The sequence below is a fragment of the Curtobacterium sp. LFS079 genome (assembly GCF_047977865.1).
Classification (GTDB): domain Bacteria; phylum Actinomycetota; class Actinomycetes; order Actinomycetales; family Micrococcaceae; genus Arthrobacter.
In genome coordinates this window covers 148,931-174,884 of the sequence record NZ_JBFPFO010000007.1, presented here as the reverse complement: position 1 = coordinate 174,884, position 25,954 = coordinate 148,931, and the positions used below count along the sequence as shown (strand labels likewise).

At 67.2% G+C, this 25,954-nt stretch carries 24 protein-coding genes; 17 read left to right on the top strand and 7 right to left on the bottom strand.

Features of this window, described 5'->3' with window-relative positions:
- Positions 1-44 precede the first annotated feature (44 nt).
- The 5 genes from ACNQPB_RS13620 to ACNQPB_RS13600 are packed head-to-tail and all read left to right on the top strand — an operon-like array spanning position 45 to position 4,654.
- Complete coding sequence (locus ACNQPB_RS13620) at positions 45-1,379, top strand: ABC transporter substrate-binding protein (protein ID WP_498752520.1); 1,335 nt, start codon at positions 45-47, stop codon at positions 1,377-1,379.
- A gap of 45 nt (positions 1,380-1,424) precedes the next feature.
- A complete protein-coding gene (locus tag ACNQPB_RS13615) occupies positions 1,425-2,306 on the top strand; it encodes a carbohydrate ABC transporter permease (RefSeq protein ID WP_498752519.1) in 882 nt (293 codons plus the stop codon).
- On the top strand, positions 2,303-3,217 hold the full coding sequence (locus ACNQPB_RS13610; RefSeq protein WP_498752518.1) for a carbohydrate ABC transporter permease: 915 nt from the start codon (positions 2,303-2,305) through the stop codon (positions 3,215-3,217). The genes ACNQPB_RS13615 and ACNQPB_RS13610 overlap by 4 nt, the downstream gene beginning before the upstream one ends.
- 34 nt (positions 3,218-3,251) lie before the next feature.
- Positions 3,252-4,361: a LacI family DNA-binding transcriptional regulator gene (locus tag ACNQPB_RS13605; RefSeq protein WP_498752516.1), complete on the top strand. Its 1,110-nt coding sequence runs from the start codon at positions 3,252-3,254 to the stop codon at positions 4,359-4,361.
- Between the two features lie 41 nt (positions 4,362-4,402).
- A complete protein-coding gene (locus ACNQPB_RS13600) occupies positions 4,403-4,654 on the top strand; it encodes a hypothetical protein (protein ID WP_498752515.1) in 252 nt (83 codons plus the stop codon).
- Positions 4,655-4,835: 181 nt separating this feature from the next.
- Here ACNQPB_RS13600 and ACNQPB_RS13595 read toward each other — a convergent pair whose 3' ends face one another.
- Both ACNQPB_RS13595 and ACNQPB_RS13590 read right to left on the bottom strand, forming a co-directional pair.
- Positions 4,836-5,390 carry a dihydrofolate reductase family protein gene (locus ACNQPB_RS13595; protein WP_498752513.1) on the bottom strand — a complete coding sequence of 185 codons (555 nt, stop codon included), beginning with the start codon at positions 5,388-5,390 and terminating at the stop codon, positions 4,836-4,838.
- Between the two features lie 24 nt (positions 5,391-5,414).
- Entirely contained in the window at positions 5,415-7,094 is a 1,680-nt protein-coding gene (locus ACNQPB_RS13590; RefSeq protein WP_498752511.1) for a PucR family transcriptional regulator, read from the bottom strand.
- 103 nt (positions 7,095-7,197) lie between these two features.
- Between ACNQPB_RS13590 and ACNQPB_RS13585 the strand changes: the two genes are divergently transcribed.
- The 4 genes from ACNQPB_RS13585 to ACNQPB_RS13570 are packed head-to-tail and all read left to right on the top strand — an operon-like array spanning position 7,198 to position 11,031.
- Positions 7,198-8,688 carry a CoA-acylating methylmalonate-semialdehyde dehydrogenase gene (locus tag ACNQPB_RS13585; protein WP_498752509.1) on the top strand — a complete coding sequence of 497 codons (1,491 nt, stop codon included), beginning with the start codon at positions 7,198-7,200 and terminating at the stop codon, positions 8,686-8,688.
- Positions 8,689-8,707: 19 nt separating this feature from the next.
- Positions 8,708-10,108, top strand: a complete 1,401-nt coding sequence (locus ACNQPB_RS13580; RefSeq protein WP_498752508.1) for an aspartate aminotransferase family protein — start codon at positions 8,708-8,710, stop codon at positions 10,106-10,108.
- A gap of 40 nt (positions 10,109-10,148) precedes the next feature.
- Positions 10,149-10,733: a DinB family protein gene (locus ACNQPB_RS13575; protein WP_498752506.1), complete on the top strand. Its 585-nt coding sequence runs from the start codon at positions 10,149-10,151 to the stop codon at positions 10,731-10,733.
- Between the two features lie 13 nt (positions 10,734-10,746).
- The gene (locus tag ACNQPB_RS13570; protein WP_498752504.1) at positions 10,747-11,031 is read left to right on the top strand and encodes a hypothetical protein; all 285 of its coding nucleotides are present in this window, start codon (positions 10,747-10,749) and stop codon (positions 11,029-11,031) included.
- A 20-nt stretch (positions 11,032-11,051) separates the two neighbouring features.
- On the opposite strand, the gene ACNQPB_RS13565 is transcribed toward ACNQPB_RS13570, so the two are convergent.
- The 3 genes from ACNQPB_RS13565 to ACNQPB_RS13555 all read right to left on the bottom strand — a co-directional run bounded on the left by ACNQPB_RS13565 (position 11,052) and on the right by ACNQPB_RS13555 (position 14,242).
- Positions 11,052-11,666: a dihydrofolate reductase family protein gene (locus ACNQPB_RS13565; RefSeq protein ID WP_498752502.1), complete on the bottom strand. Its 615-nt coding sequence runs from the start codon at positions 11,664-11,666 to the stop codon at positions 11,052-11,054.
- Between the two features lie 99 nt (positions 11,667-11,765).
- Entirely contained in the window at positions 11,766-12,269 is a 504-nt protein-coding gene (locus tag ACNQPB_RS13560) for a GNAT family N-acetyltransferase (protein ID WP_498752500.1), read from the bottom strand.
- A gap of 23 nt (positions 12,270-12,292) precedes the next feature.
- On the bottom strand, positions 12,293-14,242 hold the full coding sequence (locus tag ACNQPB_RS13555) for an FAD/NAD(P)-binding protein (RefSeq protein WP_498752498.1): 1,950 nt from the start codon (positions 14,240-14,242) through the stop codon (positions 12,293-12,295).
- Positions 14,243-14,558: 316 nt separating this feature from the next.
- On the opposite strand from ACNQPB_RS13555, the gene ACNQPB_RS13550 reads away from it, so the two are divergent.
- The 7 genes from ACNQPB_RS13550 to ACNQPB_RS13520 all read left to right on the top strand — a co-directional run bounded on the left by ACNQPB_RS13550 (position 14,559) and on the right by ACNQPB_RS13520 (position 21,640).
- Positions 14,559-15,590: an amino acid ABC transporter permease gene (locus ACNQPB_RS13550; protein ID WP_498752496.1), complete on the top strand. Its 1,032-nt coding sequence runs from the start codon at positions 14,559-14,561 to the stop codon at positions 15,588-15,590.
- The gene (locus ACNQPB_RS13545; protein ID WP_498752494.1) at positions 15,587-16,438 is read left to right on the top strand and encodes an amino acid ABC transporter ATP-binding protein; all 852 of its coding nucleotides are present in this window, start codon (positions 15,587-15,589) and stop codon (positions 16,436-16,438) included. The genes ACNQPB_RS13550 and ACNQPB_RS13545 overlap by 4 nt, the downstream gene beginning before the upstream one ends.
- 11 nt (positions 16,439-16,449) lie before the next feature.
- Positions 16,450-17,487: an ABC transporter substrate-binding protein gene (locus tag ACNQPB_RS13540; protein WP_498752492.1), complete on the top strand. Its 1,038-nt coding sequence runs from the start codon at positions 16,450-16,452 to the stop codon at positions 17,485-17,487.
- A gap of 53 nt (positions 17,488-17,540) precedes the next feature.
- On the top strand, positions 17,541-18,416 hold the full coding sequence (locus ACNQPB_RS13535) for a DUF1684 domain-containing protein (protein WP_498752490.1): 876 nt from the start codon (positions 17,541-17,543) through the stop codon (positions 18,414-18,416).
- The gene (locus ACNQPB_RS13530) at positions 18,413-19,567 is read left to right on the top strand and encodes an LLM class flavin-dependent oxidoreductase (protein ID WP_498752488.1); all 1,155 of its coding nucleotides are present in this window, start codon (positions 18,413-18,415) and stop codon (positions 19,565-19,567) included. The genes ACNQPB_RS13535 and ACNQPB_RS13530 overlap by 4 nt, the downstream gene beginning before the upstream one ends.
- On the top strand, positions 19,564-20,958 hold the full coding sequence (locus tag ACNQPB_RS13525; protein WP_498752486.1) for an NtaA/DmoA family FMN-dependent monooxygenase: 1,395 nt from the start codon (positions 19,564-19,566) through the stop codon (positions 20,956-20,958). Before ACNQPB_RS13530 ends, ACNQPB_RS13525 begins: the two co-directional genes overlap by 4 nt.
- 361 nt (positions 20,959-21,319) lie before the next feature.
- Complete coding sequence (locus ACNQPB_RS13520) at positions 21,320-21,640, top strand: GYD domain-containing protein (RefSeq protein WP_498752484.1); 321 nt, start codon at positions 21,320-21,322, stop codon at positions 21,638-21,640.
- Between the two features lie 113 nt (positions 21,641-21,753).
- On the opposite strand, the gene ACNQPB_RS13515 is transcribed toward ACNQPB_RS13520, so the two are convergent.
- Positions 21,754-22,581: an alpha/beta fold hydrolase gene (locus ACNQPB_RS13515; RefSeq protein WP_498752482.1), complete on the bottom strand. Its 828-nt coding sequence runs from the start codon at positions 22,579-22,581 to the stop codon at positions 21,754-21,756.
- Between the two features lie 71 nt (positions 22,582-22,652).
- Positions 22,653-23,369, bottom strand: coding sequence for an alpha/beta fold hydrolase (locus ACNQPB_RS13510; RefSeq protein WP_498752480.1), 717 nt, complete (start codon positions 23,367-23,369; stop codon positions 22,653-22,655).
- 192 nt (positions 23,370-23,561) lie between these two features.
- On the opposite strand from ACNQPB_RS13510, the gene ACNQPB_RS13505 reads away from it, so the two are divergent.
- Positions 23,562-25,889, top strand: a complete 2,328-nt coding sequence (locus tag ACNQPB_RS13505; protein WP_498752478.1) for a helix-turn-helix domain-containing protein — start codon at positions 23,562-23,564, stop codon at positions 25,887-25,889.
- Positions 25,890-25,954: the final 65 nt, after the last annotated feature.

The window sequence follows — 25,954 nt, the reverse complement described above, 5'->3', positions numbered from 1 at the left end:
TCCGTTCCTTCCCCACCCCCGTTCCAATCAAAGGAGATTGACCCTTGAAAAAGCTGCTCCGCATGGCCGCCTTGGCCGCCGCCGTCGCGCTCTCGCTTGCCGCCTGCAGTGGCGGAGGTGCCGGCAATCCGTCAAACGTCAGCCCCGCCGGTGAGATCAAGCCCCGCGAGATTTCCTGGCTGCTGTCCCGACCCGCCGACGGTGCCGTCATCAACATCATGAAGAAGCTCGCAGGCGACTACGCCAAGGACCACCCCGGTTTCGCCCTGAACCTGATCACCACCCCGGACAGGCCTTCCTACATCCAGAAGCTTGAAACGCTGGCAGCGGCCAACAAGCTGCCCGAGTTGTTCGACACGGACGCCACACCCTTCGCGCAGCAGTTGGCCAAGCAGGGCAAGATGGTGGACGTCGAGAAGCTGCTCAAGAACCTGGGTGTCTACGACAGTTACCGGCCGAATGCCCTGAATTACCAACGCTTCGACGACGGATCACTGCACATGATCCCTTTCCAGTTCGAACTCGAGTACTTCTGGTTCAACAAGGCCCTCCTCAAGCAGGCCGGGGTCGCGGTCCCGAAGTCCCTCGATGACATCCCCGCAATGTGCACGGCGCTGCGCGCCGCGGGCATCACGCCGCTGGCCATCGACGGGCAGGACCAGTGGCCGCTGGAGCGCTACGTCGCCTACCAGCCGTTCCGCGACGCCGGACCCGACTTCGTGCAAAAGCTCAAGAAGGGCGAAGCGAAGTTCAGCGACGCCACCGGCCAGAAGACGGTCAACTGGATGAACCGGCTCGGGGAAGCAAAATGCTTCCAAGACGGGTTCTCTTCCCAGGGCTACTCGGACGCGCAGAACCTGTTCACCTCCGGCAAGGCCGCCATGTACAACATCGGCACCTGGGAGCTGCAGAGCCTGGCCACGGACAAACTGAACCCCGCCGTCCGCGAGAACATCGATTACTTCACCCTCCCGGCCGGCTCCGGCGGGGCCACGGCAGCCAATGAATACGTCGCAACCTCCGGAATCGGCATGGCCGTGAACTCCAAGACCTTCGACCCCCTGGTGAGTGACTTCCTGAAGTTCGCCCTCGAGAAGTATCCGTCCCAGTACGCCGCCACCGGTGCGTTGTCGCCGACGACGAACGTCAAGACCGCGATCCCGGCGAATGCGACTCCGCTGTACAAGAAAGCGATTGACCAGGCCGAAGACCTGGGATCCAAGTTGGCCATGCCGTGGGACACCCAGCTGGACCCGACCACCAACACCCGCCTGCAGCAGGAACTCGTGCTCCTGGTCCAGGGCAACGCAAAGCCCGCCGACTTCACCAGCACGATGGACGCGACGATCGCCCAGAACGCGCCCAAGTTCTTCAAATAATCCTCAGCGGTGGGGGCCGCATAGCCCCCACCCGAAAGGCATCCGATGCTTCCCAATCGCTCACGGCTTTCCGTGCTGATATTCCTGTTACCGCCATTGCTGCTTTACGGTGCCGCGGTGCTGTTCCCGATCATGCAGTCCCTGTTCCTGAGCTTCTTCTCCTGGAACGGCATCAGCGACATGGAGTTCGTTGGCCTGCAGAACTATGTGCACATGCTCACCGGCGACGCGGTGTTCTGGCGCGCTTTCTTCAACGCCCTCGGATACCTGGCCATCTGCCTTGTCCTGCAGTTGGGTGGCGCGCTGTTTGTCGCAAGTCTCCTGACGTCCCTGCGCCGCGGCGCGGAACTGATCAAGACCCTCTACCTGCTGCCTGCGGTGATCTCCACCGTGGCCATTGCCTTCCTGTTCGTGCGGATCTACTCGATCGACCCCGTCGGCCTGCTCAACCAGGTCCTCAATTGGATCGGACTCGGCAACCTTGAGCGCCCGTGGCTTTCCGACGTCAACACCGTCCTCGCGGCAGTCTCGGCCCCCGAAGGCTGGCGGTTCACCGGACTGTACATGCTCATCATCTACGCCGCATTGCTCGCCGTTCCCCAGGAACTCGAGGAGGCCGCCCGGCTCGACGGCGCTTCACGCTGGCAGATCTTCACCAAGATCCGCTTCCCCTACATCAAGCCCGTCTGGATCACCACGACGATCATGGCCACCACCTACGGCCTGCGTGGCTTCGACATCCCGTACCTGATGACCAACGGCGGCCCCGGCCAGTCTTCCGAACTGCTGACCACCTACATGTACAAGACGGCGTTCACCAGCACGGATTTCGGCTACGCCAGCACCATGTCGGTTTTCATCGTCATCGAATGCCTGGTCGCCGTCGGACTGATCCTCCTCATGCTCAAGAGAAAGGCGGACGCATGACCGCACCGGCAGCCCCGATGGCCAGGACCATGACAACCCTTCCCGGCCGCAGCAGCCTTCCTCCCGCAGTCCGGCGGCGCCGCAGGCCTACCGTCTACGGCACCCTGTCCAAGGTGCTCATTGCCCTGATTGTTATCGTGCAGGTGTACCCACTGGCCTGGCTGTTCCTGACCAGCCTGCGCAACGAACATGACTTCGCAAGCGGGGACCCGTTTGCGCTGCCGTCATCGGTCACCTTCGACAACTACTTCCGCGCCTTCGAGACAGGCAACCTGGGCCTGAACATCCTGAACAGCTTCATCGTGACCATGGGGGCGAACGTCCTGATCGTCCTCCTGGGCATGATGGCCGCCTACGCGCTTCAGGTCCTCGGCTTCCGGTTCAGCAAGTTCGTTCGTGCGCTGTTCCTCATCGGCATCATCGTGCCGGTCCAGATCGCGCTGGTGCCGTTGTTCATCGACTATTCGTCGGTGAACCTGCTCGACACCTACCAGTCGATGATCATTCCGCTGGCCGGATTCTCGCTGCCGATGTCCGTCTACCTGTTTTCTTCCTTTTTCGAATACATTCCCCGCGAAACGTACGAAGCGGCATCCATCGACGGCGCCGGCCCCTACCGGATCTTCGGCCTGATCACTCTTCCGCTGTCCATCAACACGGTGGTTACGGTGGTGCTCGTCAACAGCATCTTCATTTGGAACGACTTCATCTTCGCCAACACCTTCGTCCTTTCCGAGGACCTGAAAACCATCCCGTTGGGCCTGCAAAACTACATCGGCGCCATGGGCAAGGTGGATTGGACCGCTACCTTCGCGGCCGTTTGCGTCACCATCACTCCGCTGCTGCTGGTCTTCCTCCTCCTCAACAAAGCCATGATCCAGGGCCTGGAGAGCGGCGCGACAAAGGGGTAGCCGCAACTGGATAAACTACGACGGGAGGGCAAAGATGGCGTCTAAGGAAAGTTCGAAGGGTTCGCCGGCGGGTGCGCCGCGGCATCCGGAGATCCACAAACCGGTCACCCTCAGGGACGTCGCCGAACTCGCGGGAGTCTCATCGGCCACCGTTTCCTTGGTAGTGAACAAGAAGAAGAACGCCAGGATCGGCCCCGAGACCCAGCTCAGGGTCTTGGAGGCCATCAACCAACTTGGATACAGGGCCAACGCGCTGGCCAAGAACCTGGCCAAAGGCAGCTCGCGCTTCATCGGCCTCGTTGCCGATGGCGTCGCAACCACGCCCTTCGCAGGCCAGATCATTCATGGCGCGCAGGACGAGGCATGGAAGCACGGCTTCGTGTTGCTGGTTGCCAATACCGAAGGCGATGGGGAGGTGGAAAAAGACGCGATCGCCATGATGCTCGAACACAAGGTGCGCGGCATCCTGTATTCGACCTGGTTCCACCGTCCGGCCGAGGTCCCTGCCGCATTGCGCGAGACTGACTTCGTCCTCGTCAACTGCTTTTCGCCGGCCTTGGATTCTCCGGCCGTGGTCCCCGACGAGGTGCAGGGCGGGCAATCGGCAACCGAAGTCCTCCTGCGCAAAGGCCATCGCCGCATCGCGTTCATCAACGCAACCACCCCCGCGCCCGCCAGGGACGGCCGGCTCCAGGGTTACCGGAAGGCACTGGAATCTGCCGGGATACCTTTCGACGGCGGCCTTGTCTTTGAGGCCTACCCCGACCAGGAAGGCGGATACGGTGCTGCGGAGCGGCTGCTGTCCCTCGGTGTTACCGCCGTGTTCTGCTACAACGACCGCATGGCGATGGGCCTCTACGACGCCCTGATCCGCCGCGGCATGTCCGTGCCGGAGGACATGGCCGTGGTCGGCTTCGATAACCAGGAAGTCATCGCGGCCCACCTGCGGCCGCCGCTCTCAACTGTGGGGCTGCCCCACTACGAGCTCGGTGCCGCCGGCGTACGCTTACTCCTCGGGATCGGCACTCCGGCCGGGCAGGACGTTCTCAAGATCGAATGTCCTGTGGTTGAACGGGACTCGGCAGGCCCGGAAAGGGGGAGCCTCCCCGCACCGACCCCTGCGGCTGGGGCGGCTTCAGCTTGACCGGTAGCCTGTACGGCCCGGGCCTTTGGCACACTGGTCGCATGGCTCAATTCAAGATCTACGCCCAAGCCGAATCGCTGGCCGGGAAACGGCTGCAGATTTCCGACGTACTGCACGAAGCTTCGGTGGGCGTGCTGGGGCTGCCCCCGGACAAGCGCTTCCACCGCTTCATTGCCCTGGATGCGGAATCCTTCATCTATCCGGATTCGCGAAGCGAGCGGTACACGATCATCGAGTGCATCCGCGGCCTGCCCGGGGACGAACTGAACCTCGACTACAAGGTACGGACCTAGCCCGGGACGACGCCGCGTTGGTCCCTTCCCACCGCTCGCAAGCTCGCGTCGGGGCCCTCGGGACGACGCCGCGTTGGTCCCTTCCCTACGCTCGCAAGCTCGCGTCGGGGCCCTCGGGACGACGCCGCGTTGGTCCCTTCCCACCGCTCGCAAGCTCGCGTCGGGGCCCTCGGGACGACGCTTATCTGTTCCGGTACCTGAGGTAGACCACGCCGTTGCCGAAGCGGCGCTCTTCCAGCAGTTCGAGTTTGAGCCCGACGCCGTCCGGCAGGAAACGCTTGCCGCCACCCACCGCCACGGGGTTGACGAAGAAGCGGTACTCATCCACCAGCCCGGCCTCGACAGCCTGGGCCGCGAGGGCGGCGCCGCCGATGGAGAGTTCCCGCTGGGCCGAGGTTTTCAGCGCCCGGACGGCTCCGGCGTCGAACGTCCGCTCCAGCCGCGTCCTCGCAGTAGAGGGCTGGTCCAGGGAGGTCGAGTAGACGATCTTGTCCGCAGCCTTCCAGATGTCGGCGTAGTCCTTGATGACGGCCGGTTCGCCGGCGGTATCCAGGTTCTCCCACCACGCCATGACCTCGTACATCCGGCGCCCCAGCAGATAGGTGCCGGCCTGCCTCTCAAGGTCGTTGACGAAGGCGTGGACCTCCTCGTCCGGGGCACTCCAATCGAAGTTGCCTTCGGCGTCGGCGGTGTAGCCGTCCAGGGACATGATCGCGGTGTAGATCAGCTTGGCCATGCCCCGAGGCTACGCCTTCCCAGCTCAGTCCTGAACCCGGTGCAGGCTGTGCCAGAGGAGCGCGACCGACAGGGAAGTCCGCGACTCGGCGCCGTCGAGGGAGAATCCGAGCCGGTCCTCCAGCTTGCGGATGCGCGCATACAGTGCCTGCCTGCTGATGTTTTGGGCCCGCGACAGGGCAGACATGTTTCCGGCGTGATCCAGGTACGCGGCCAGCAGGGCCATGCCTTCCTTGTCGTGCGGTTCCAGCAATGGCCCGAGCTCCGCCTGGGCAAACGACCTGACCCTGGAGTCGTCGCCCAGGAGCGAGAGCAGCCCCCGGAGCCGGACATCTCCGAAGCGGTAGAACGGGCGGTTCCGTGAGCCCAGGGTGGCAGCGGTCTCCGCCACCTGATCGGCGTCGTCCAGGCCGCGGGCGGCCCTGAGGAGGGAACGGTCCGCCTTGCCCACTCCGAAGGTCCAGGCGACGCCGGGAGTCCGGGCGCCGGCAGTCAGGCGATGCAGCGTGGAGTCCTCGAGCTCCAGAGCGGCCAAGGGGAGCAGGATGGCCACGGATCCCGCGCGGAGGCTGGCGGCCAGTATCGAGTGCCGTTCCTGCCGCGACCAGTCCTGCAGGGCATCCAGGAACGCCCGTTCGCGGAGCTGGACGGCCGTGGCTTCCGAGGGGTCGCTCCCTCCGTCCTGCCTGGCGACCACCGGTACGTAGGCTGCCCCGGAGGACAAGCCAAGGGCGCCCGCCCGGGCCAAGGCTTCTTCCTCGCCGGGTGGTGAGGCCTGGCGCAGGTCCTGCACCAGGCCGGCCCGCGCCTGGAACAGCAGCTCGCGCCGGTCCCGGCCGGCCATGCGTGCCATGGTGAGTGCCTGGCCCGCGCGCTCGAGGACCTGGAGGGCGTCCTCCAGATCCCAGCCGGCGGATTCGTCGCCGCTCTCTGAAGCAGAGCCAGCCGGCGGCGCCAGGGAAGGGGCCACGAGCCGGCCCCACCGCTGCCCCTTCAGCCCGACGGGGGTCTGGAGCCAGTGTTCCCCGCCGGCCGCGAAACCGGTGTGGTTGAGGTAGCCCACAAAACGGGAACGCTCCGTCCAGTCCTCCAGCAGCCGCGTGGGGTTCCCGCCCTGCGCGGCATAGCTGAGCACCAGGTGGGCGGGGTCCTCGAAGACCACGGGGCTGTCCAAGAGCTCCGCCGTGGTGGTGACGATCTGCCCTTCCCCGGCGTTCTCCAGGCCCAAGGCGGTGAAGACTTCATGGACCTGCCGGGCCCGTTCAAGGCGGATGACCTGCCGGTCCATCAGGGCCCGGTGCGCAGCCTCCGTGACCTGGACGAAGCGGGTCCGCCGGGTGAGCAGGACCAGCGGCACTGCCACGGACTGCGCCGCCGCGCGCAGGACGTCGATTGCCGCGCTGTCCGGGGCGCCGTCGTCGTCCACCAGTTCAACGACGACGGCGGCCGCGCCGGCCGTGTGGAAACGAGCCAGGAAGGCGGCGGTGAGCTCAGGGGAGTGGCGGAATGCCAGGCCCGTGGTGAGCACCAGTTCGCCGCCTTCCAGCAGGGAGCTGGTGTCCGCCTCCTCGGCGATGTGCACCCAGCGGACCGGCCTGTCGAGCTCCGCTTCACCGGCCAGGACCTCCGGGGCGCCGGCCAGGAGCGGTGGCAGCGCGAGGGCATCCCGGACGGTCAACGGGCGCTGGGCGGTTGGCGTAAGCATGGACATAGTGTATTCCTGGTGGCGAAATTCAGTACAACATGTCAGGTGCGCGTGCGGATTGCCGGGCCGACCATGGAGTGAGCACACTTCGTGAAAGGACCCCATGCAGACCATCGAGCACTGGATCAACGGCAGCACCACCTCGGGCGACGGCGCCCGTTTCGGCGAGGTGACGAACCCGGCCACCGGAAAGGTGACCGCCCGCGTCACCCTGGCGAGCAAGGCGACCACCGAGGAGGGCATCGCCGCCGCGGCCGCCGCATTTCCCGGCTGGCGGGACACCTCCCTGGCCCGCCGTGTCCAGATCCTCTTCGCCTTCCGCGAGCTCCTTAACGCCCGCAAGGGTGAGCTTGCCGCGATCATCACCGCCGAGCACGGCAAGGTCCTGGACGACGCCCTCGGCGAAATCGCCCGCGGCCAGGAAGTCGTGGAGTTCGCCTGCGGCATCCCGCACCTGATCAAGGGCGGCTACACGGAGAACGCCTCTACCAAGGTGGACGTGCATTCCGTCCGCCAGCCCCTCGGGGTCGCCGCGATCATCTCTCCCTTCAACTTCCCGGCCATGGTGCCCATGTGGTTCTTCCCCGTGGCGCTCGCGGCCGGCAACACGATCGTCCTCAAGCCCAGCGAGAAGGACCCCACCGCTGCCAACTGGCTGGCCGCCCTCTGGAAGGAAGCCGGCCTGCCCGATGGCGTCTTCAACGTGGTGCACGGCGACAAGGAATCCGTGGACGCCATCCTGGACTCCCCGCAGGTGGCCAGCGTCTCCTTCGTGGGATCAACCCCCATCGCCAAGTACGTCTACGAGCGCGGCACCGCCACCGGCAAGCGCGTCCAGGCCCTGGGCGGCGCCAAGAACCACATGCTTGTGCTGCCGGATGCGGACCTGGACCTGGCCGCCGACGCCGCCGTCAACGCCGGTTTCGGTGCCGCCGGTGAGCGCTGCATGGCCATCTCGGCCCTGGTTGCCGTTGATTCCATCGCGGACGAACTGGTGGCGAAGATCGCCGAACGCACCCACACGCTGCGCATCGGCGACGGCACCCGCGGCTGCGACATGGGCCCCCTGATCACCGCCGCGCACCGGGACAAGGTGGCCGGGTACATCGACGCCGGCATCGAGTCCGGGGCCACCGTGGTGGTCGACGGCCGCAACCCGAGCCCGGACGCCGAGGGCGAGGGCTTCTTCCTCAACCCCACCCTCTTCGACAACGTCACCCCGGAGATGAGCATCTACCAGGACGAGATCTTCGGCCCGGTCCTCTCCGTGGTCCGCGTGGACGGCTTCGACGAAGGCATGAGCCTGATCAACTCCAACCCCTACGGCAACGGCACGGCCATCTTCACCAACGACGGCGGCGCCGCCCGCCGCTTCGAGAACGAGGTCACCGTGGGCATGATCGGCATCAACGTGCCCATCCCCGTGCCCATGGCCTACTACTCCTTTGGCGGCTGGAAGAATTCCCTCTTCGGGGACACCCACGCCTACGGCAGCGAGGGAGTGCACTTCTTCACCCGCGGCAAGGTGGTCACCTCCCGCTGGCTGGATCCCAGCCACGGCGGCCTGAACCTCGGCTTCCCCACCAACTCCTGAATCAGAAAGGGGTCACCCCATGAGCATCGAGACGCTTCCCGGCGCGGAGACCGCCGCGCCCACTGCCGAAGAAATCGAAGCCGGCCGCCGCGCCCACGAACTGGACCGGGCACACGTGTTCCATTCCTGGTCCGCCCAGGACACCCTCAATCCGATGACAGTCCTCAAGGCCTCCGGTTCCGAGGTGTGGGACGGCGAGGGGCGGAAGTTCATCGACCTTTCCAGCCAGCTGGTCAACACCAATATCGGTCACCAGCACCCGCGCGTGGTTGCCGCGATCCACGCGCAAGCGGGCAAGCTTTGCACCGTGGCACCGCAGCACGTCAACGATGCCCGCTCCGAGGCCGCCCGGCTCATCACCGGGCTGGCGCCGGAAGGCCTGAACCACGTGTTCTTCACCAACGGCGGCGCGGACGCCAACGAGCACGCCATCCGCATGGCTCGCCTGCACACCGGCCGCCGCAAGGTGTTCGCTGCGTACCGCAGCTACCACGGCGGCACGGACCTGGCGGTCAACGTCACCGGCGACCCGCGCCGGTTCCCGAACGACACGGGCGACGCCGGCGTGGTCCACTTCCTGCCCGCCTACCTGTACCGCTCTTATTTCGGTTCCACCACCGAGGCAGAGGAAACCGAGCGGGCGCTGAAGCACCTGGAGGACATGATCGTCCTGGAGGGGCCGGTGAACGTGGCTGCCGTGATCCTGGAATCCGTGCCCGGCACCGCCGGCATCTACGCCCCGCCGGTCGGCTACCTGGAGGGCGTGCGGGAACTGACCCGGAAGTACGGCATCATGTTCATCGCCGACGAGGTCATGGCCGGTTTCGGCCGCACCGGCGAATGGTTCGCGTTCGACCGCTGGGGCGTCACCCCGGACCTCGTGACCTTCGCCAAGGGCGTGAACTCCGGCTACGTTCCGCTGGGCGGCGTGGTCATCTCGGACGAAATCTTCGACACCTTCCGCCACCGTGTCTACCCGGGCGGCCTGACCTACTCCGGCCACCCGCTCGCCTGCGCCGCCGCCGTCGCGACCATCGAAACCATGCGCGACGAACGGATGGTGGAGAACGCCCGCAGGCTCGGCGAGGCGATCATCCGACCCGCGCTGGAGGCGATGAAGGCCAAGCACCCGAGCGTGGGCGATGTCCGCGGCTCCGGCGTGTTCTGGGCGATCGAACTGGTCCGGGACCGCGAGACCCGCGAACCTTTGGCTGCCTACGGGGGATCCAGCCCCGAGATGAACGCCGTGATCGCGGAAATCAAGGCCGGCGGCGTGCTGCCGTTCGCCAACTTCAACCGCATCCACGTGGTCCCGCCGCTGAACATCCCGGACGAGCTGCTCCGCGAAGGGCTCGCCGTGATCGACCGCGCGCTGGACGTCGCGGATAAAGCGGTCGCGGATGCGGCCGTGGCCGGGTGAACCGTGGCCGGGTGAGCTCCGGCTGCGGTATGGTGCGGCCATGGACGAGAAAGCGACGCTGCACCGTTACCTGAGCACCCGGCGCGTGGAGCTGCTGGCCAAGCTGGACGGCCTGAACGGGTACGACCTCCGCAGGCCGATGACGCCCACCGGCACCAACCTTTTGGGCCTTGTGAAGCACGTGGCCAGTGTGCAGCTGGACTACTTCGGCGCGGTGTTCGGCCGGCCCAGCGGGCGCGAACTTCCCTGGCTGGCGGACGACGCCGAACCCGACGCTGACCTGTGGGTCCCGGCGGAGGAGAGCCTGGAGAGTGTGGTCGAACTGCACCATTTTTCCGCCGCGCACAGCGATGCCACCATCGACGAGCTGCCGCTGGACGCGCCCGGCGTCGTGCCCTGGTGGTCGGAAGAGAAACGGAACGTCACGCTGCACCGGATCCTCATCCACATGATCTCGGAAACCGCCCAGCATCTTGGGCATGCGGACATCCTGCGCGAACTGATCGACGGCACCGCTGGCAAGGGGCCAAACGACCCGAACCTGAGCGGGCGCAGCGCCGAGGAATGGGCATTGCACCGTGCCCGGATCGAGGCCGCGGCGCGGGAGGTATCGGGGATGGAGTAGGTGGAGCCTCTTCATGTTCTTTCTGCTCAGCCCCGCGATTGCCGCGCTGAAAGCTCCCGAATGGCTCCTGCTGCTGGATTTCGTTGCCGCCGCACTCTCGATATTCCTTTTCGGCTTGTGCATCTTCAGGGATATCAACGGCGCGGCGACAGCCTGGTCCCGCATGTACAAAGAGAGCAAAGGAATACCGCCCGAAGGCTTCACCATTGCCGACGTTCCGACGATCAGGTTCATGGGCTTCATGTACATGGTCATGGGCGTTCTGGGAATTGTGCTGGTGTTCGCGGCCTTCAGATAGGTCCGGAGCGCCGAAACGCCCTAAACCACCTCCGACATATCTCCGACGCCGGGCGTCCCCTCGACCAGCTCGTAGCGCTGCATTACCGCTCCGTTCGGCGAGGCGACCACCGGCTCGATGAGTTTGAGGTTCGTCGGCACCACCCCGCCGGCGAAGACCTTCTTTCCGCCGCCGAGCAGGATCGGGTACACCCAGAGGTTGAGCCGGTCGAAGAGTTTTTCGGCAAGCAGGGTCTGGACGAAGTCGAGGCTGCCGATGACGTGGACGTTCTCGTGCCGCTCCCGCAGTCCATTCACAGCGGCTGCAACATCGGTACCGAGCTGCGAGGACCCGGCCCATTCGAGCTCCTGGTCCTGCCGTGAGGCCACGTATTTCGGGATGCGGTTGAACAGGTCCGCGATGAATCCGTCCTGGTGCGGCCAGTACCCGGCGAAGATGTCGTAGGTCTTGCGGCCCAGTAGCAGCGCGTCCATCCCTTCCATCCCGGAAGTGATCTGTTCGCCGACCACATCGTCGATGAGCGGCGCCTGCCAGCCGCCGAAGGCGAAGTCGTTGTCGGTGTCCTCCTCCGGCCCGCCGGGCGCCTGCGCGACGCCATCGAGCGTGGTGAACAAGTCGATGTGGATGAGTCCCATGCTGTGCCCCTTCCCGTACGCCCCGCCGTCGTCCCGGCGGCGGGATCACTAAGAGGCTGGCACAGAATGCACAGCGAGACAACGGCCCTAGCCGAACCGCTAACCCAGCCTCTTCACAAACGCGAGGTGCTTGATTTCCTCGGGGTCGGCGTCGAGGTCGAACTGCGCGGTGTAACCCGAGGCGAGGTAGAGGTTTTTGGCCTCGGGCTGCCGCGGACCGGTGGTCAGGTAGATCCTGCGGTAGCCGCGGCGGGCGGCCTCGGCCTCCAGCTCGGCGAGGACCAGTCGGGCCAGCCCGCGACGGCGGTGCGCCGAATGCGTCCAGATCCGCTTGAGCTCCGCCGTGTGGGGGTCATAGCGGCGGAAAGCCCCGCCGGCCACCGATTCACCGTTCTCCTGGAGGATCAGCAGGGCACCGTGCGGCGCGGCGAATTCCTCGGCGGGGTAGCGCCGCAGCTCGTCCTGGACGTTGCCGAACAGATTCCCATAACGGGTGGAGTATTCGACGGCGAGCTCGTCCAACAGCGGTTTGACCCGGGGATCGTGCATGGGCAGGCTGAGGACCTTCACGCCCGACGTCGGCCGGGTTGGCGTTGTGGTCATGGCTTCCTTTCGTGCGGGAAGTGTCAGTTGTGGACAAGAACGCGGGCCGCGAGGCGTCCGAGGATGGTCCGTGCCAAGGCATCATTCTCCCGGAACGGCGCGGCGTTCGTGTTTGGCCGGGCGAACGCGCCGGCGCCCCAGCCGGAGGTCCACGGGCCGATCGCGAACAGTCCGGGCTGCGGACCGCCCGTCGGCGCGAGGACCTCGTGCGCACCGGACACCAGCAGCTTGCCGGTGGAGTGCGGTCCGTCCGCGGTGAGCAGGCGCTGTTCGGTGCCGCGGCAGGCGTCGTGCAGATCCGCAAGCGCCGGGTTCGCCGAACGCTCCACCGACGGCGACGGCAGCCGCGCCTCGATGTACGCCGCGGCGTCCACCAGCACGGGCGACTGGAAGGAACCGGCCACGAAACGCCCGGAGGCCTCATCCGGGCGCACCCACATGCCGGGGCCGAGGAAGTGCAGCAGCCCGGCATCGTGCAGGGCGAGCATTTCGCGCAGCCGGTGCGGCGGCGGGCCGGAATCCACGTAGCTGAAGAACCCGTGCCACCAGCCGTGCACTGCCTGCTGCGAGCGGGAGTTCAGCCGTTCCTGCGGGATGAGCCGTCCCAGGTCCATGTACACCTTGAGCAGCGCCATGAACAGGGCGAGCGTCTCCGAATGGTCCGGGCCGTCCCGCAGCTCGAGGTCCCGGCGGATGTAGCCCGCCACTGCCGACTGCATGGCGGCGTGGTCCGCGAAGGCGCATCCGCTGAAGGGCCGGTCCAGCGCCTCGAGGTCCAGCCGGAACGCGGCCTCCGGCACGGACTGCGTCACCAGCTCCTCGCGCTCCCTGCTGTACCAGTCCAGGGCGTCGAAGGGCGCCTCGAACTCCGCCCAGTTGCCGTTCACGCGTTCCGGGTAGCTAAAGAGCTCGCGGTAGTAGGCGTGCCCGGCGTCCTTGGCGATCAGCGGCCAGAGCTGGGTGCGGAAATCCAGTTCCGCGTGCTCGTCCAAGAGGGCGCCGACGGCGTCGGCCGTGAAGTAGCGCGGCGCACCGGTCGCTTCGCCGCGGAAGGTCGAGGAGATCTTGGAGTGGAACGGCACCCCGCGCCGCGAACCGGCCCAGACCCGCGGCTCGGCGCCGGAGGGCACATAGCGCAGCCCGCCGTCGGCCCCCTCCTCGAAGCGGCCGCCGCGCCCCTCGAACAGGAGCACCAGCAGGTCCACGAAGGCCAGGCCCATCCCGGACACGATCACGTCCTGTCCGGGAGCGATGGGGGAGTAGTCGACGTCGGTGGTGTAGGACGGCGCGGCATGGAAACCGCCGTGCCGGGCCGCGAAGTCCGTCAGGCGCGCGGTTTCGGCGTCCTGCCGCGAGTCGGTGTGGCCGAGCGAATAGATCACCAGATCCGCTTCCAGGACGGCACCTGAGGCAAGCCGCACCCGGTGCCCCGCGCCGCCGTCGGGGGATCCGCCGTCGGGATCCGGAGCGACGGGTTCGACGCCGGTGGCGGTGTCCCGGTGGACGGTCACCGTGGCGCCGGCACCGTTGCTTGGGGAGCCGAGCGCCGCGACGGCCCGGCGGAAGAACCACTCCAGGTATTTGCTCTGCAGCTGCCGGGTGGGGAAGGTGGCCGGCGTCAGAGCGCGCAGCTGCTCCAGGATGTGCGGTTCGAAGGCGGGCACGTCGCGGATGGACCCGTCCAGGACCCCGGCGGCCCAGCCCGCCAGCCCGGGGCCGTCGGCGGCCGGACCTTCGCACAGCACCGAGCCGTCCGTGAACATCGTGATGTCGCCGGCCATGGAGTTGAGCAGCAGCCCCGGGGCCTGGTCATAGCGCCAGATCCTCCCGGAGCCGGGCTCGTGCGGCTCCACCACGTGGATGTCCAACCGGCCGGCAAAGAGCGCCGGCCGGTTGGCGGCCAGCCGTTCCAGCACGCCCGCGGTGCGCGGTCCGCCGCCGATGAAGACGATCGCGGGGATGTCTGCGGGCATGTGCACACTCCTGTCGGGAAAGGGTGATCGGGAAACGGTGGAAGGCCGGCGGAACGGGCCGGGTAGAACCTGAGCCTAGGGACCATCCACGGCCCCGGTCGAGGAGCTGGTCATGCCCGGTCACCGCGCGTCACGGCGCGTCAAAGAGGCGTCAAAAGGCGCAATGAACGGCATTCATATGGCGCTCTGTGACAGGCCGTGAAGCCCGGTGAATCCCGGTGAAGAAGTGCAAAAAGCCGCCTTGCAGCCCCTTCCGGGGCACCCCTAGATTTGCAGCCATCCGATAGCCAACACCCAATCCGAAGCGAGGTGGCGCATGAGTTCTACAGCAACCACGGTGGCGCAGTCCGCACCGTCGACCGCAGGCAGGCCGGCGCCCGCCGGCGCCGCGGAGAGTGCCCCGGCAAGCACCCCAACAAACACCGCGGCGGAAGCAACCGCCGTCGACTATTCCGGCTACAAGCTCGTCCCGGCCAAGCACCCCGGCCGCTGGGTGGGCACCGTGATCGTGGCCCTGGGCCTCGCCGCGGTGCTGTGGTCCCTCGCCACGAACCCGCGCTGGGAGTGGGGCGTGGTGGCGCAGTGGTTCACCGCGCAGTCCGTGGTGAACGGGCTCATCGAAACCCTCAAGCTCACGGCAATCTCCGGGGCGCTCGGCTTCGTGCTCGGCTTCGGGCTGGCGCTCATGCGGCTCTCCGCGTCGCCGCTGCTGGTGGGGGTGTCCTGGACGTTCTCCTGGATCTTCCGCTCCACCCCGCTGCTGGTCCAGCTGCTGCTTTGGTACAACCTCGGCTACCTGTACGAGAAGATCAGCCTCGGCATCCCGTTCACGGACGTGCGCTTCTTCGAAGTCCAGACCACCACGCTCATCAGCCAGTTCGCCGCCGCTGTGTTGGGCCTGACCCTCAACCAGGCCGCCTACTCGGCCGAGATCATCCGCGGCGGCATCCTCTCCGTGGACCAAGGCCAGCTTGAGGCTGCGGCCGCGCTGGGCATCCCGGCCTGGCGACGTTCCACCCGGATCGTGCTGCCGCAGGCTATGCGGGCCATCCTGCCCACGGCGTTCAACGAGATCATCGGCCTGGTCAAGGGCACCTCGATCGTCTACGTGCTGGCCTACTCGGAGCTGTTCTACACGGTGCAGGTCATCTACAACCGCACCCAGCAGGTGCTGCCGCTGCTGCTCGTTGCCACGCTCTGGTACGTGGTGATCACCTCGGTGCTGAGCGTCTTCCAGTACTACATCGAGCGCCACTACTCGAAGGGCGCCGTCCGGAACCTGCCGCTGACTCCGCTGCAGAAGGTCCGTCGTTTCTTCGCCACCCACGCCGTGAAGGAATCCCGATGAGCACCTTTGTTCCAGAGAGCCCGACGACGGCGCCCGCGGCTCCCGTCGCCAGCCGCGGCCACGTGGAAATCACCAATGTCCGCAAGAGTTTCGGTGCCACCGAAGTCCTCAAGGGCGTGTCCCTGACGGTGCCACCCGGCGGCGTGGCGGTGATCCTGGGCCCGTCCGGCTCCGGGAAGTCCACCCTGCTGCGAACCATCAACCACCTGGAAAAGGTGGATGCCGGCTACATCACCATCGATGGCCAGCTGGTGGGCTACCAGCTGCGCGGCAACAAGCTGCACGAACTGCGCGAGAAGGACATCCTCAAGCAGCGCACGGACATTGGCATGGTGTTCCAGAACTTCAACCTGTTCCCGCACCTCACCGCACTGGAAAACGTGGCCGAGGCGCCCGTCGTCGCCCTGCGTCCGGAAAAGGCACTGCGTAGGTCCAAGGAAGAAGCCCGCAAACGGGCGCTCGAACTCCTGGACCGCGTGGGCCTCAAGGACCGCGCCGGCGCCTACCCGCGCCAGCTCTCCGGCGGCCAGCAGCAGCGCGTGGCGATCGCCCGCGCCCTGGCCCTGAACCCGAAGATCCTGCTCTTCGACGAGCCCACCTCGGCCCTGGACCCGGAACTGGTCAACGAGGTCCTGGACGTGATCCGCGAACTCGCTACCTCGGGCACCACCCTGATCATCGTCACGCACGAGATGGGCTTCGCCCGGGACGTCGCGGACACCGTGGTCTTCATGGACGAGGGCCAGATCGTGGAACAAGGCAGCCCGCAGGAGATCTTCACCAACCCGCGCGAACCCCGCACCCGCAGCTTCTTCTCCAAAGTCATCGAACCGGCTTTCAACATCTGAGGATCCACTCCATGCTTCACACCACCTCCCGCACCCGCCGCACAGCCAAACTCCTGGCGCTCGCCGTGCTGCCCGCCGTCGTCGTTCCGGTCCTGGCAGGCTGCTCCGATCCGGGAGCGACGGCGGCCGGCGGCGCCTCCGGTGCGCAGACGGCGGCGGCACGCAACGGCGTCGTCTACAACACCTCCCCGGAGCAGGACCGCATCCGCGTGCAGAAGGACCCGGCTGCGGCGGCGGCGGTGCCGCAGCTGATCGGCAAGGACGGCAAGCTCACCGTCGCCACCACTGCCGGCTCCATCCCGCTGTCCTTCCACGCCACCGATGACAAGACGCCGATCGGCAGCGAGCTGGACATCGCCCAGCTCGTGGCGGACAAGCTGGGCCTGGAGCTCGACGTGCAGGTGACCTCCTGGGAGAACTGGCCGCTGAAGACCCAGTCCGGGGACGTCGAAGCCGTGTTCTCCAACGTGGGCATCAACAAGGACCGCGTGAAGCTCTTCGACTTCGCCAGCTACCGGGCGGCGTTCATGGGTTTCGAAGCCAAGAAGTCCTCGAATTACAACATCAAGGGCGCGGACGACATCTCCGGCCTGAAGGTCTCCGTGGGTTCCGGCACCAACCAGGAGAAGATCCTCCTGGCCTGGAACAAGGAGCTCGAGGCGCGCGGAAAAGCGCCCGCAACCCTGCAGTATTACTCCTCCGAGGCCGACACCATCCTGGCGCTATCCTCCGGCCGGACAGACCTGAATATCGGCCCGTACCCCTCCGCCACGTACCGGAAAAACACCCGCAACGACCTGAAGGTGGTGGGCAAAGTAAACGCCGGCTGGCCCTCCGAAACCCTCGTGGCAGCCACCACCCTGAAAGGCAACGGACTGGCTCCGGCCATCACCGCGGCACTGAACTCGGCCATCAAGGACGGCTCCTACGCCAAGGTGCTGGAGCGCTGGGGCCTCTCCGAGGAAGCGTTGCCGGAGTCCAAGACCGTCACGGAGGCAAACTTCGCCGCAACGCAGGCTGCCGCGCAGGCCGCCGCGTCGAAACCCTGACCCAGAACGACCGTCCGCCGTCGAACGAGACCACACCATTCATAGGAGCAACCATGCCCTCACCCACTGACATTCTTTCCGCCCCGAAAACCAACCCGTCCTTCACCGCCGCGTGGCAGGAATGGCACGCCGCCCACGAACGCCACCGCGCCGATCCGCACGGCTTCCTCGCCGTCTCCCACCTGCACTGGCTGTCCGCCACTCCGCGGCAACTCGCCGGGGTTCCGGGAACCTGGAGCGTGGCGAACGATGTCGTCACAGTGGTCCTGGAGGCGGGCGAAAGCCTGCGCCGGGACGGCCGGGAACTTAATACCGAGACCGGAGCCAGCCTCAGCTTCGGCCCCATCGCCGAACGCGCCGGGATCAACCTGGCGGCGGGCGACACCGCCGGACCCGACGGCGCTGCGCAGGAAACCGTCGTCGAACTGGCCAAGCGCGGCGGGGAATACATTGTCCGCCCGCGGGACCCGCGTAACCCACTGCTCAACGAATACCGCGGCACGCCGGCCTACGAGCCGGACGCCGCCTTCGCCGTCACCGGAACGTACGTACCGTTCGCCGAGCCGCGCACCACCACGGTGGGTGCCGCCGTCGAGGGCATCCAGCACGTCTACGAGGCGCCGGGCGAAATCCGCTTCAGCCTCGACGGCCGGGAACTTTCGCTGACCGCCTTCAACGGCCACGCCCCGGGCACCCTTTCGGTCCTCTTCACTGACGCCACCTCGGGCAAGACCACCTACGCGGCCAACCGTTCCCTCACAGTGACCCCTGGGGAGGACGGGTCCGTGCTGCTCGACTTCAACCGGGCGGTCAACCTGCCCTGCGCCTACACCGACCTGGCCACCTGCCCCCTGCCGCCGGCCGAAAACCGGCTGCCCGTCGCCATCGAAGCCGGCGAAAAGATCCCTTACGAAAGGCAGACCTCGTGACTCTCTCTTCCAACGCCGGGTTCCTCGCGCTGGAGCTCGACGGCGACGGCGCCCACCCCGCCGCTTGGCGCAAGGCCCGGCACACCCCGGACGAACTGCTGAACGGTGAGCGAATCAAGGACACCGTCCTCGCGGCCGAGTCCGCCGGTTTCCACGTCGCGACCTTCGCGGACGGACCGCTGCCGGATGGCAGCGATGTTGCGGGCCGCCTGAACGCCCTGCAGCGCGCGGCCTTCGCCGGGCCCGTCACCGGCTCCATTGCCCTGGTTCCGGAGGTGGACACCGTCTACACCGAGCCCTTCCACATCGCCACCCAGCTTGCCAGCCTGGACTACGTGTCCGGGGGCCGCGGCGGCTGGCTCGTCAAGGCGAGCGAAGACGCCCGGGAGGCTGCCGCCGTCGGGCGCACTGCTGCTTCGGAAGGCGCCCTGGCGCATGAGGCGGCCGCGTCCGTGGAGGTGGGCCGCCGGCTCTGGGATTCCTGGGAGGACGACGCCGTGATCCGCGACGTCCCCAGCGGCCGTTACCTGGACGTCGACAAGCTGCACTACGCCGACTTCGAGACGCCGGCCGGGTTCCCCGGGGAGGCCTACGCCGTGAAGGGGCCGTCCATCATTCCGCGCCCGCTGCAGGGGCAGTTGCCCGTGCTGGCGCCGGCGTCGGTGGTGTCCGTGGACGGTCCGCTGAGGCCGGCCGAGGTGGACGCGGTGCTGGTCTCGGCCCCGACGCCGGAACTGCTGGTAGACGAGGTGCGTGGCCACCGGGCCGGTCATGGGGGCGGCCCGGCGGTCATCGCGGAGCTCGACGTCGTCCTGGACTCCCGCGGGCAGTCCGCCGACGCGCGGCTCGCCGAGCTGGACGCCTTCACGGCGTGGGAGAGCCCGCGGGCGCGTTTCGTGGGAACCGCCGCGGGGCTGGCGGAGTTCCTCGCGGAGCTGCTTGAGGCCGCCGACGGCGTGCGGCTGCACCCGGCGGTGCTGGACGTTGAGCTCGAGGAACTGGGCCAGCTGGTGCTTCCGGAGCTCCGCCGCCACGGAGTGCTGCGGCCGGTCGTCGCCGGGGCGACTTTCCGGGAACTGCTCGGCCTGGAACGGCCGGAAAACCGCTACACCACAGCCCACCAGACCGCCACGATCGGGGAATCGGCATGAGCCAGGAAATATCAGAGCAGCACGCCCGTGCTAAATTCCAGCCCTCCGGCAAGATCCAGTTCGGTGTCTTCTTCCAAGGGGTCAATTCCGGCACCATCTGGAAGGCGGCGGAGGCAGGTTCACAGACGGACTTCGAGTCCTTCCGCCGGATCGCCCAGACCGCCGAACGCGGCCTGTTCGCAGCCTTCTTCCTTGGTGAAGGCCTGCGCCTGCGCGAGCACCTTGGCCGGCCGCACGCCCTGGACGTGGCGGGCCGCCCCGACGCGCAGACCATGCTCGCGGCACTGGCATCGGTAACCCGGAACATCGGCCTGGTGGCCACGCAGAACACCACCTACAACGACCCCGCGGACCTCGCCCACCGCCTCGCCTCCCTGGACCTGCTCTCCGGCGGCCGCGCCGCCTGGAACGTGGTCACCACGGACAACGCCTGGACCGGAGCCAACTTCCGCCGCGGAGGCTACCTGGACCACGCGGACCGCTACGTCCACGCCGAGGCCTTCGTGCAGACGGCCAAGCGCATCTGGGACTCCTGGAACGGGCAGTTGGGGAACGGAGCCTCGTGGGATCGCGTGCTCCACGAGGGGCAGCATTACACCGTGGACGTGACGCCGGGTCTGCCGCGCAGCGCCCAGTACCGGCCGGTGCTGTTCCAAGCCGGCGATTCACCGGATGGCAGGGATTTCGCGGCGCGCCAGGCTGATGTCATCTTCTCGGCACACCCGAAGTTCGAGGCCGCCGTGAAGTTCCGCGAGGACATCGTGGCCCGCACTCTTGCCGCGGGCCGGGGCGCCAACGAGGTCCAGATCATGCCGGCCAGCGAATTCATCCTGGGCGCCACCGACGAGGAAGCCAGGGAGAAGAAGGAGTGGGTGCGCAGCCTGCAGATCGGCCCGCAGCAGGCCATCGCGTACCTGGAACAGTTCTGGGGACGCGAGCTCTCCTCCTTCGACCCGGACGGCCCGCTGCCGGACATCGATCCGGTAGTGGACACCACCTCCGAGACCCGTGGCAGCGGCTTCCACGGAGCCAAGGCCCACGAGCTCGCCGCGCAATGGCGGTCCGAGGCCAAGGAAAACGGCTGGTCCATCCGGCAGTTCGTGAGCTCCCGGACCGCCCGCATCGATTCCACCTTCACAGGCTCCTACAGCTCCGTGGCGGACACCCTGGCCGGGTACGCCCGCGTTGGCGCCGTGGACGGCTTCAACATCTCGCCCTGGATCATCCCGAGCGGCCTGGACGACATCGTGAACCACCTCGTCCCTGAACTACAGGAACGCGGCGTCTACCCCACGGAATATGCGGGCAGCACCCTCCGCGAAAACCTCGGGCTCGCGACGCCGGTCCGGTCACCGGAGCTGGTCCCGGCAACTGCCGGGAGCGCCAGGTGAGCCGGGCGGGCGAGGAGGTGGCCGACGTCGGCGACTCGCTTTGGAGCGAGGAGGCGGTGAGGCTGCAGCTGACTGTGTGGGAGCAGTGGCTGTAACTTTCGGCTTCGATTCATCTCACGAGACAGGGCGTCCAGCACATCAGTGCTGGACGCCTTTTTCGTTTACGGACAGCCCCGCCTGCGCGGCGACGGAGGCATATTGACTGCCCTTAGCCGGAGGAATAGCTTCTGCGTTAACGGGGCGAGTCGCCCCGTTTCACTGAATGAGGCGCCGGGCCCGGGCAACTTCTCATGGCGAGGCACCGGATGAGCGTGTGATGCGCGATCGCGGTAACGAAGGAAGTTTTGTAGGGAGGAAGACCATGCCGAAGTATCTGTTTGAAGCAACATACGTGGGACAGGGAATCAAGGGGCTCATGCAAGAGGGCGGCACCAAGCCGCGTGAGGCCCTGGCGGAGGCCCTGGCGTCGGTAGGAGGATCGCTGGAGAGCTACTACTACGCATTCGGTTACTACGATGTCCTCGGCGTTTTCGAGGCGCCGGACGATGCCAGTGCTGCGGCATTGTCGCTGCTGATCAATTCGTCGGGGAGCGTCAATGTCCGCCTGAAGCCGCTCCTCACGGTGGAAGACATCGACGAAGCCGCTAAGAAGACGCCGTCCTACCGGGCCCCGGGACAGTAGGGCAACTGACACACAAAACCAGTGGGACCGGCCAGACGCTGAATGCTCCGTAACTGTCGTTCAGGGGGTCCTAAACGACAGTTACGGAGCAACGGACCCTTGTGCGCGGCGGCCTACTTCTTGATGAAGTCCAGGATGTCTTCGCCCAACTGCTTCTGGTAATCACCGTAGATGCCGTGCGGCGCACCCGCATAGACCTTCAACTCGCCGTACCGCACAAGCTCGGCGCTCTTGAGGGCGGCGGCTTTGATCGGCACAATCTGGTCGTCGTCGCCGTGCGCAATCATGATGGGCACATCAAGCGCCTGCAGATCGCTGGTGAAGTCCGTTTCCGAGAACGCGGCAACACATTCGTACGCTGCGTGGAGGCCCGCGAGCATGCCCTGCCGCCAGAAGTCGTCCCGTGCGCCCTGGGACACAGTTGAGCCCTCGCGGTTTGCACCGAAGAACGGCACGGTGAGGTCCTGGTAGAACTGCGAGCGGTCCTTCAGCACGCTTTCCCGGATGCCGTCGAAGGCCTCGATGGGGGTGCCTTCCGGGTTCGACCCGGACTGCACCATGACAGGCGGCACGGCCCCAACGGTGATGACCTTCGCCACCCGGCCCTCGCCGTGCTGCGCGGCGTAGCGAACCACTTCGCCGCCGCCGGTGGAGTGGCCGATGACCACCAGGTCCTGCAGGTCCAGCTGCTCCACCAGTTCGGCGAGGTCCAGTGCGTAGGTGTCCATGTCGTTGCCAGTCCAGGGCTGCGATGAGCGGCCGTGGCCGCGGCGGTCGTGCGCTATTGCGCGGTAGCCGTGGTCGGCCAGCAGCTTCAGCTCCACCTGCCAGGCGTCTGAACTGAGCGGCCAGCCGTGGCTGAGGACCACCGGGCGGCCCATAGCCGGTCCTTGCTCGGTGTAGTAGATCCGGGTGCCGTCTGTGGTGGTGATGAAGGGCATGGTTCTCTCTCTTTCGGTGGGAGCGTTCGGTGAAACGGTTCGGTGGGTTTGGCAGGAAACGACGACGGCGGTCAGCCGGCTTCGGCGGCAGCCGTCGCGATTACGGCAGCCACGTCCTCGGGATGGGTCTGCATCACCAGGTGCGGTGCGTCGATCTCCACGACGTCCCGCAGACCGGCGCGATGGTAGCCGAACCGTTCGACATCGGGGTTGATGGTGCGGTCCGCGCTGGAGACGATTCCCCAGGACGGGCGGGTTTTCCAGGCAGCGGCGGAGGCCGGTTCGCCGAAGGCGATCGCCGAAAGGGGCCGCTGCGAGACGGCGAGCACGCGGGCGTCGTCGGGATCCACGCCCGCGGCGAAAACCTCCGGGAACGCGGCAATATCCACCGAAACGTCAGTACCGGGCTCGCTGCCTTCCACGGGATACGGCGAGTACACCAGGTTCGCGGCGAGGGCGGAATCCGGAAAGCCGCCTTGCAGCTGTGCCAGGCTTTCGCCCTCGTCCAGGGCGTAGCCGGAGACGTAAACCAGCCCCACAACGTTCTCCGCGGTGCCCGCAACGGTGATCACGGCCCCGCCGTAGGAATGGCCCACCAGCAGGACGGGGCTTTCGATCTGCCGGACGAAGGACTGAATGTATGCGGCGTCGCCCGAAAGGCTGCGGTTGGGCACGGGCGGTGCGAGGACCGTGAAACCCTCGTCCAGCAGCAGGCGCGTGACCGGCGCCCAGCTCGCGGCGTCGGCGAAGGCGCCGTGTACCAGCACGATCGTGGGTGTTTGTGACATGGCTCGTCTCTTTCCTCTACGGGTTTGTCCCTTCACAGGGGCTTGATGGCGATTTGCCTGAGAGGCACCGCGCTGGGACCCTCGGATTGTGGTGACGACTTCCATTCGACCTGACCTTTCCCTCCCGGCACCACGAAGGAACCACGCAGAACTGCGGCTGCGTTCCCGCGTGCGCATGATTCCTGGGCGCGCATGAGCCCTGCGGGGGACCTCGGCGCACTGCTGCGGAAGCACCGCCGGGCCGGAGATTTGACGCTCGAGGCCCTCTCCGAGCGATCAGGGGTCAGCGACCGCACCATCAGCGACATTGAGCGCGGGGTGAGCCGCGGCCCGCAACACCGCACCATGCTGGCCCTCGCCGATGCGCTCGGCCTGCAGGGAACTGCGCGGGAGCAGCTGCTCGAGGCTGCACGGGCCGGACGGCGGCCGGCGTCCCAGGACGAGCCGGCCGTGGATCCAGAGCCGCACCGGCTCGCGGACTTTACGGGCCGCGACGCCGAGATCGTCGCCGTCGTAGCTCATCTGATGGCTGGCGGGGCCGCCCGCAGTACCGCCGCGCCGGTTGTGCTCTGCGGTGCGCCGGGCGTGGGCAAGACGTCGATCGCCATCGAAGCCCTGCACCGTTGCGCCCCCGCGAAGCCGAGGCGGCTTTTCGTCGATTTGGGAGGGCTCGACGTCGTTCCCCTGACTCCGCTGCAGGTGCTTCAGTCCCTCTTGCGGCAGCTCACCGGGGACGCCGATGTGCCACGTTCGCTGGGCGAGGCCGCCGCGGCCTGGAGGTCGGCGATTGCCGCAACGCCCGCCGCGGTTCTCCTTGACGACGCCGCGAATGAGGCGCAGATCCGGCCGGTGCTCTCGCCGGGCTGGCAGGGCGCCGTGGTGGTTACCTCGCGCCGCGAACTGGCGGGACTGGAGGGGGCGCGCCGGCTCACCATCGGGCACCTGCCCCGGGCCGAAAGCGTGGCACTGCTGGAGCGGATTGTGCCGCCGGCACAGCGGGATGCCGGACCTGGAGATGCCGGGGGCCTTGAGGAACTGGCCCGCTACTGCGATGACATCCCGCTCGCGCTCCGCATCGCCGGAAACCGCCTGGCCAGCCGGCCGCGGTGGACGGTGCAGGACCTGGTGCAGCGGCTGAGCACCGAAGAGCGCCGCTTGGGCGGGCTGGTGGCCGGGGACCTCGCCGTCGAATCCGCGTTCGGGCTGTCCTACGGGCAGCTGGATGAAGCCGGTCAAACCCTGTTCCGCCGGCTCTCGTTGCTGGACGGTGGCTCGTTCGGCGCGCGGGTGGCGGGCGCCGTCGTCGGGATCGGGGAGGTGGACGCGCAGGATCAGCTGGACGGGCTGGTGGGCCTGGGCCTGGTGGAAGCGCTGCATGGCGATCACCACCGCCTGCACGATCTCCTGAGGCTCTATGCCGCCTCGCGGCTCCGTTCAGAGGAGACGTCCGAAGTGATCGCCGAACACCGCCGGCACCTCCGCGAATGGCTGCTCCAGACGACCATCGCGGCTGGTTCCCGCTTCGAGCCGCGGCGGCCCGGCCCGCCGTCGGGCGCGTTCCCGACTGATGGGTTCCCGTCCGATGAGGCGGCGCGCCGCTGGCTGATCGCCGAGGCCGAGCACTGGTTTGCCGCCTACCGGGCGGCCGCGGCCCGCGCGGATCACGCCGCGGTCCTTGCGGTGGCGGACTCGCTGCACTGGTTCTCCGATCTCTGGCTCGCGTGGGGCCGCTGGCATGAGCTGTATTCGGCCTCGGCGGCGGCCGCGGCGTCCATCGCGGACCCTTTGCAGCAGGCGCGGCACCTCGGGTACCTTGCCTGGGCGCAGCTCGCCGAGTCCTTCGATCCGGCGGCGGCCCGGACGACGGCGGAGGCTGCCCTTGCTGCCGCGCGGCAGGCGGGGGATGCGCAGCAGTGCGGTTGGGCTGGTTTTTATCTCGCGTGGAGTTCGCTGCAGCTCGGCGAGCTGGATGTGGCGGCGCAGCGGGCGGATGCAGCGGCGGCCGATTTCGCCCTGGCCGGCGATGTGGAAGGGCAGCTGCAGGCGCGTTCCATCCGGGCGGACATCCGCGGCCGGCGCGATCCGGCGGCCGCCATCAGCGAATACCGTGAGCTGCTGGGCTTTGTGCAGCAGCCCGTTGAGCTGCTTCCGCGGAACATCCGGGTGGTGACGGAGACCAACGCGCACGCCATCATCGCCTCAACGCTTCTGGGCCTCGGCCGGTACGAGGACGCGCTGGCCGCCGCGTCCGATGCGCTGCGCACGGGCACGCCCGGCGAATTTCCCAACGGGCAGGCGGCGGCGCACCGGCACCGGGGAATTGCCGCGCGAGCCCTGGGCCGGCACGATGCGGCCCGGGCGGACCTTACGGCCGCGCTGTCATTGGGGACCGGTACGCGGTCCGAGGCGTGGCTTGATGAAGTGCGTGAGGCGCTTGCTTCGGTTTCGCTTGGTGCGGAGGGTGTAGCTGCTGCATTTCAGGACGCGACAAACGCCCAGTTGCGCCTCCCGGACGCCTGAACAGCAGCGGCCACGTTCCACCTGGTCGGCAGTCCGTAGGATGGGCGACGAGGAAAGGTGCAGAA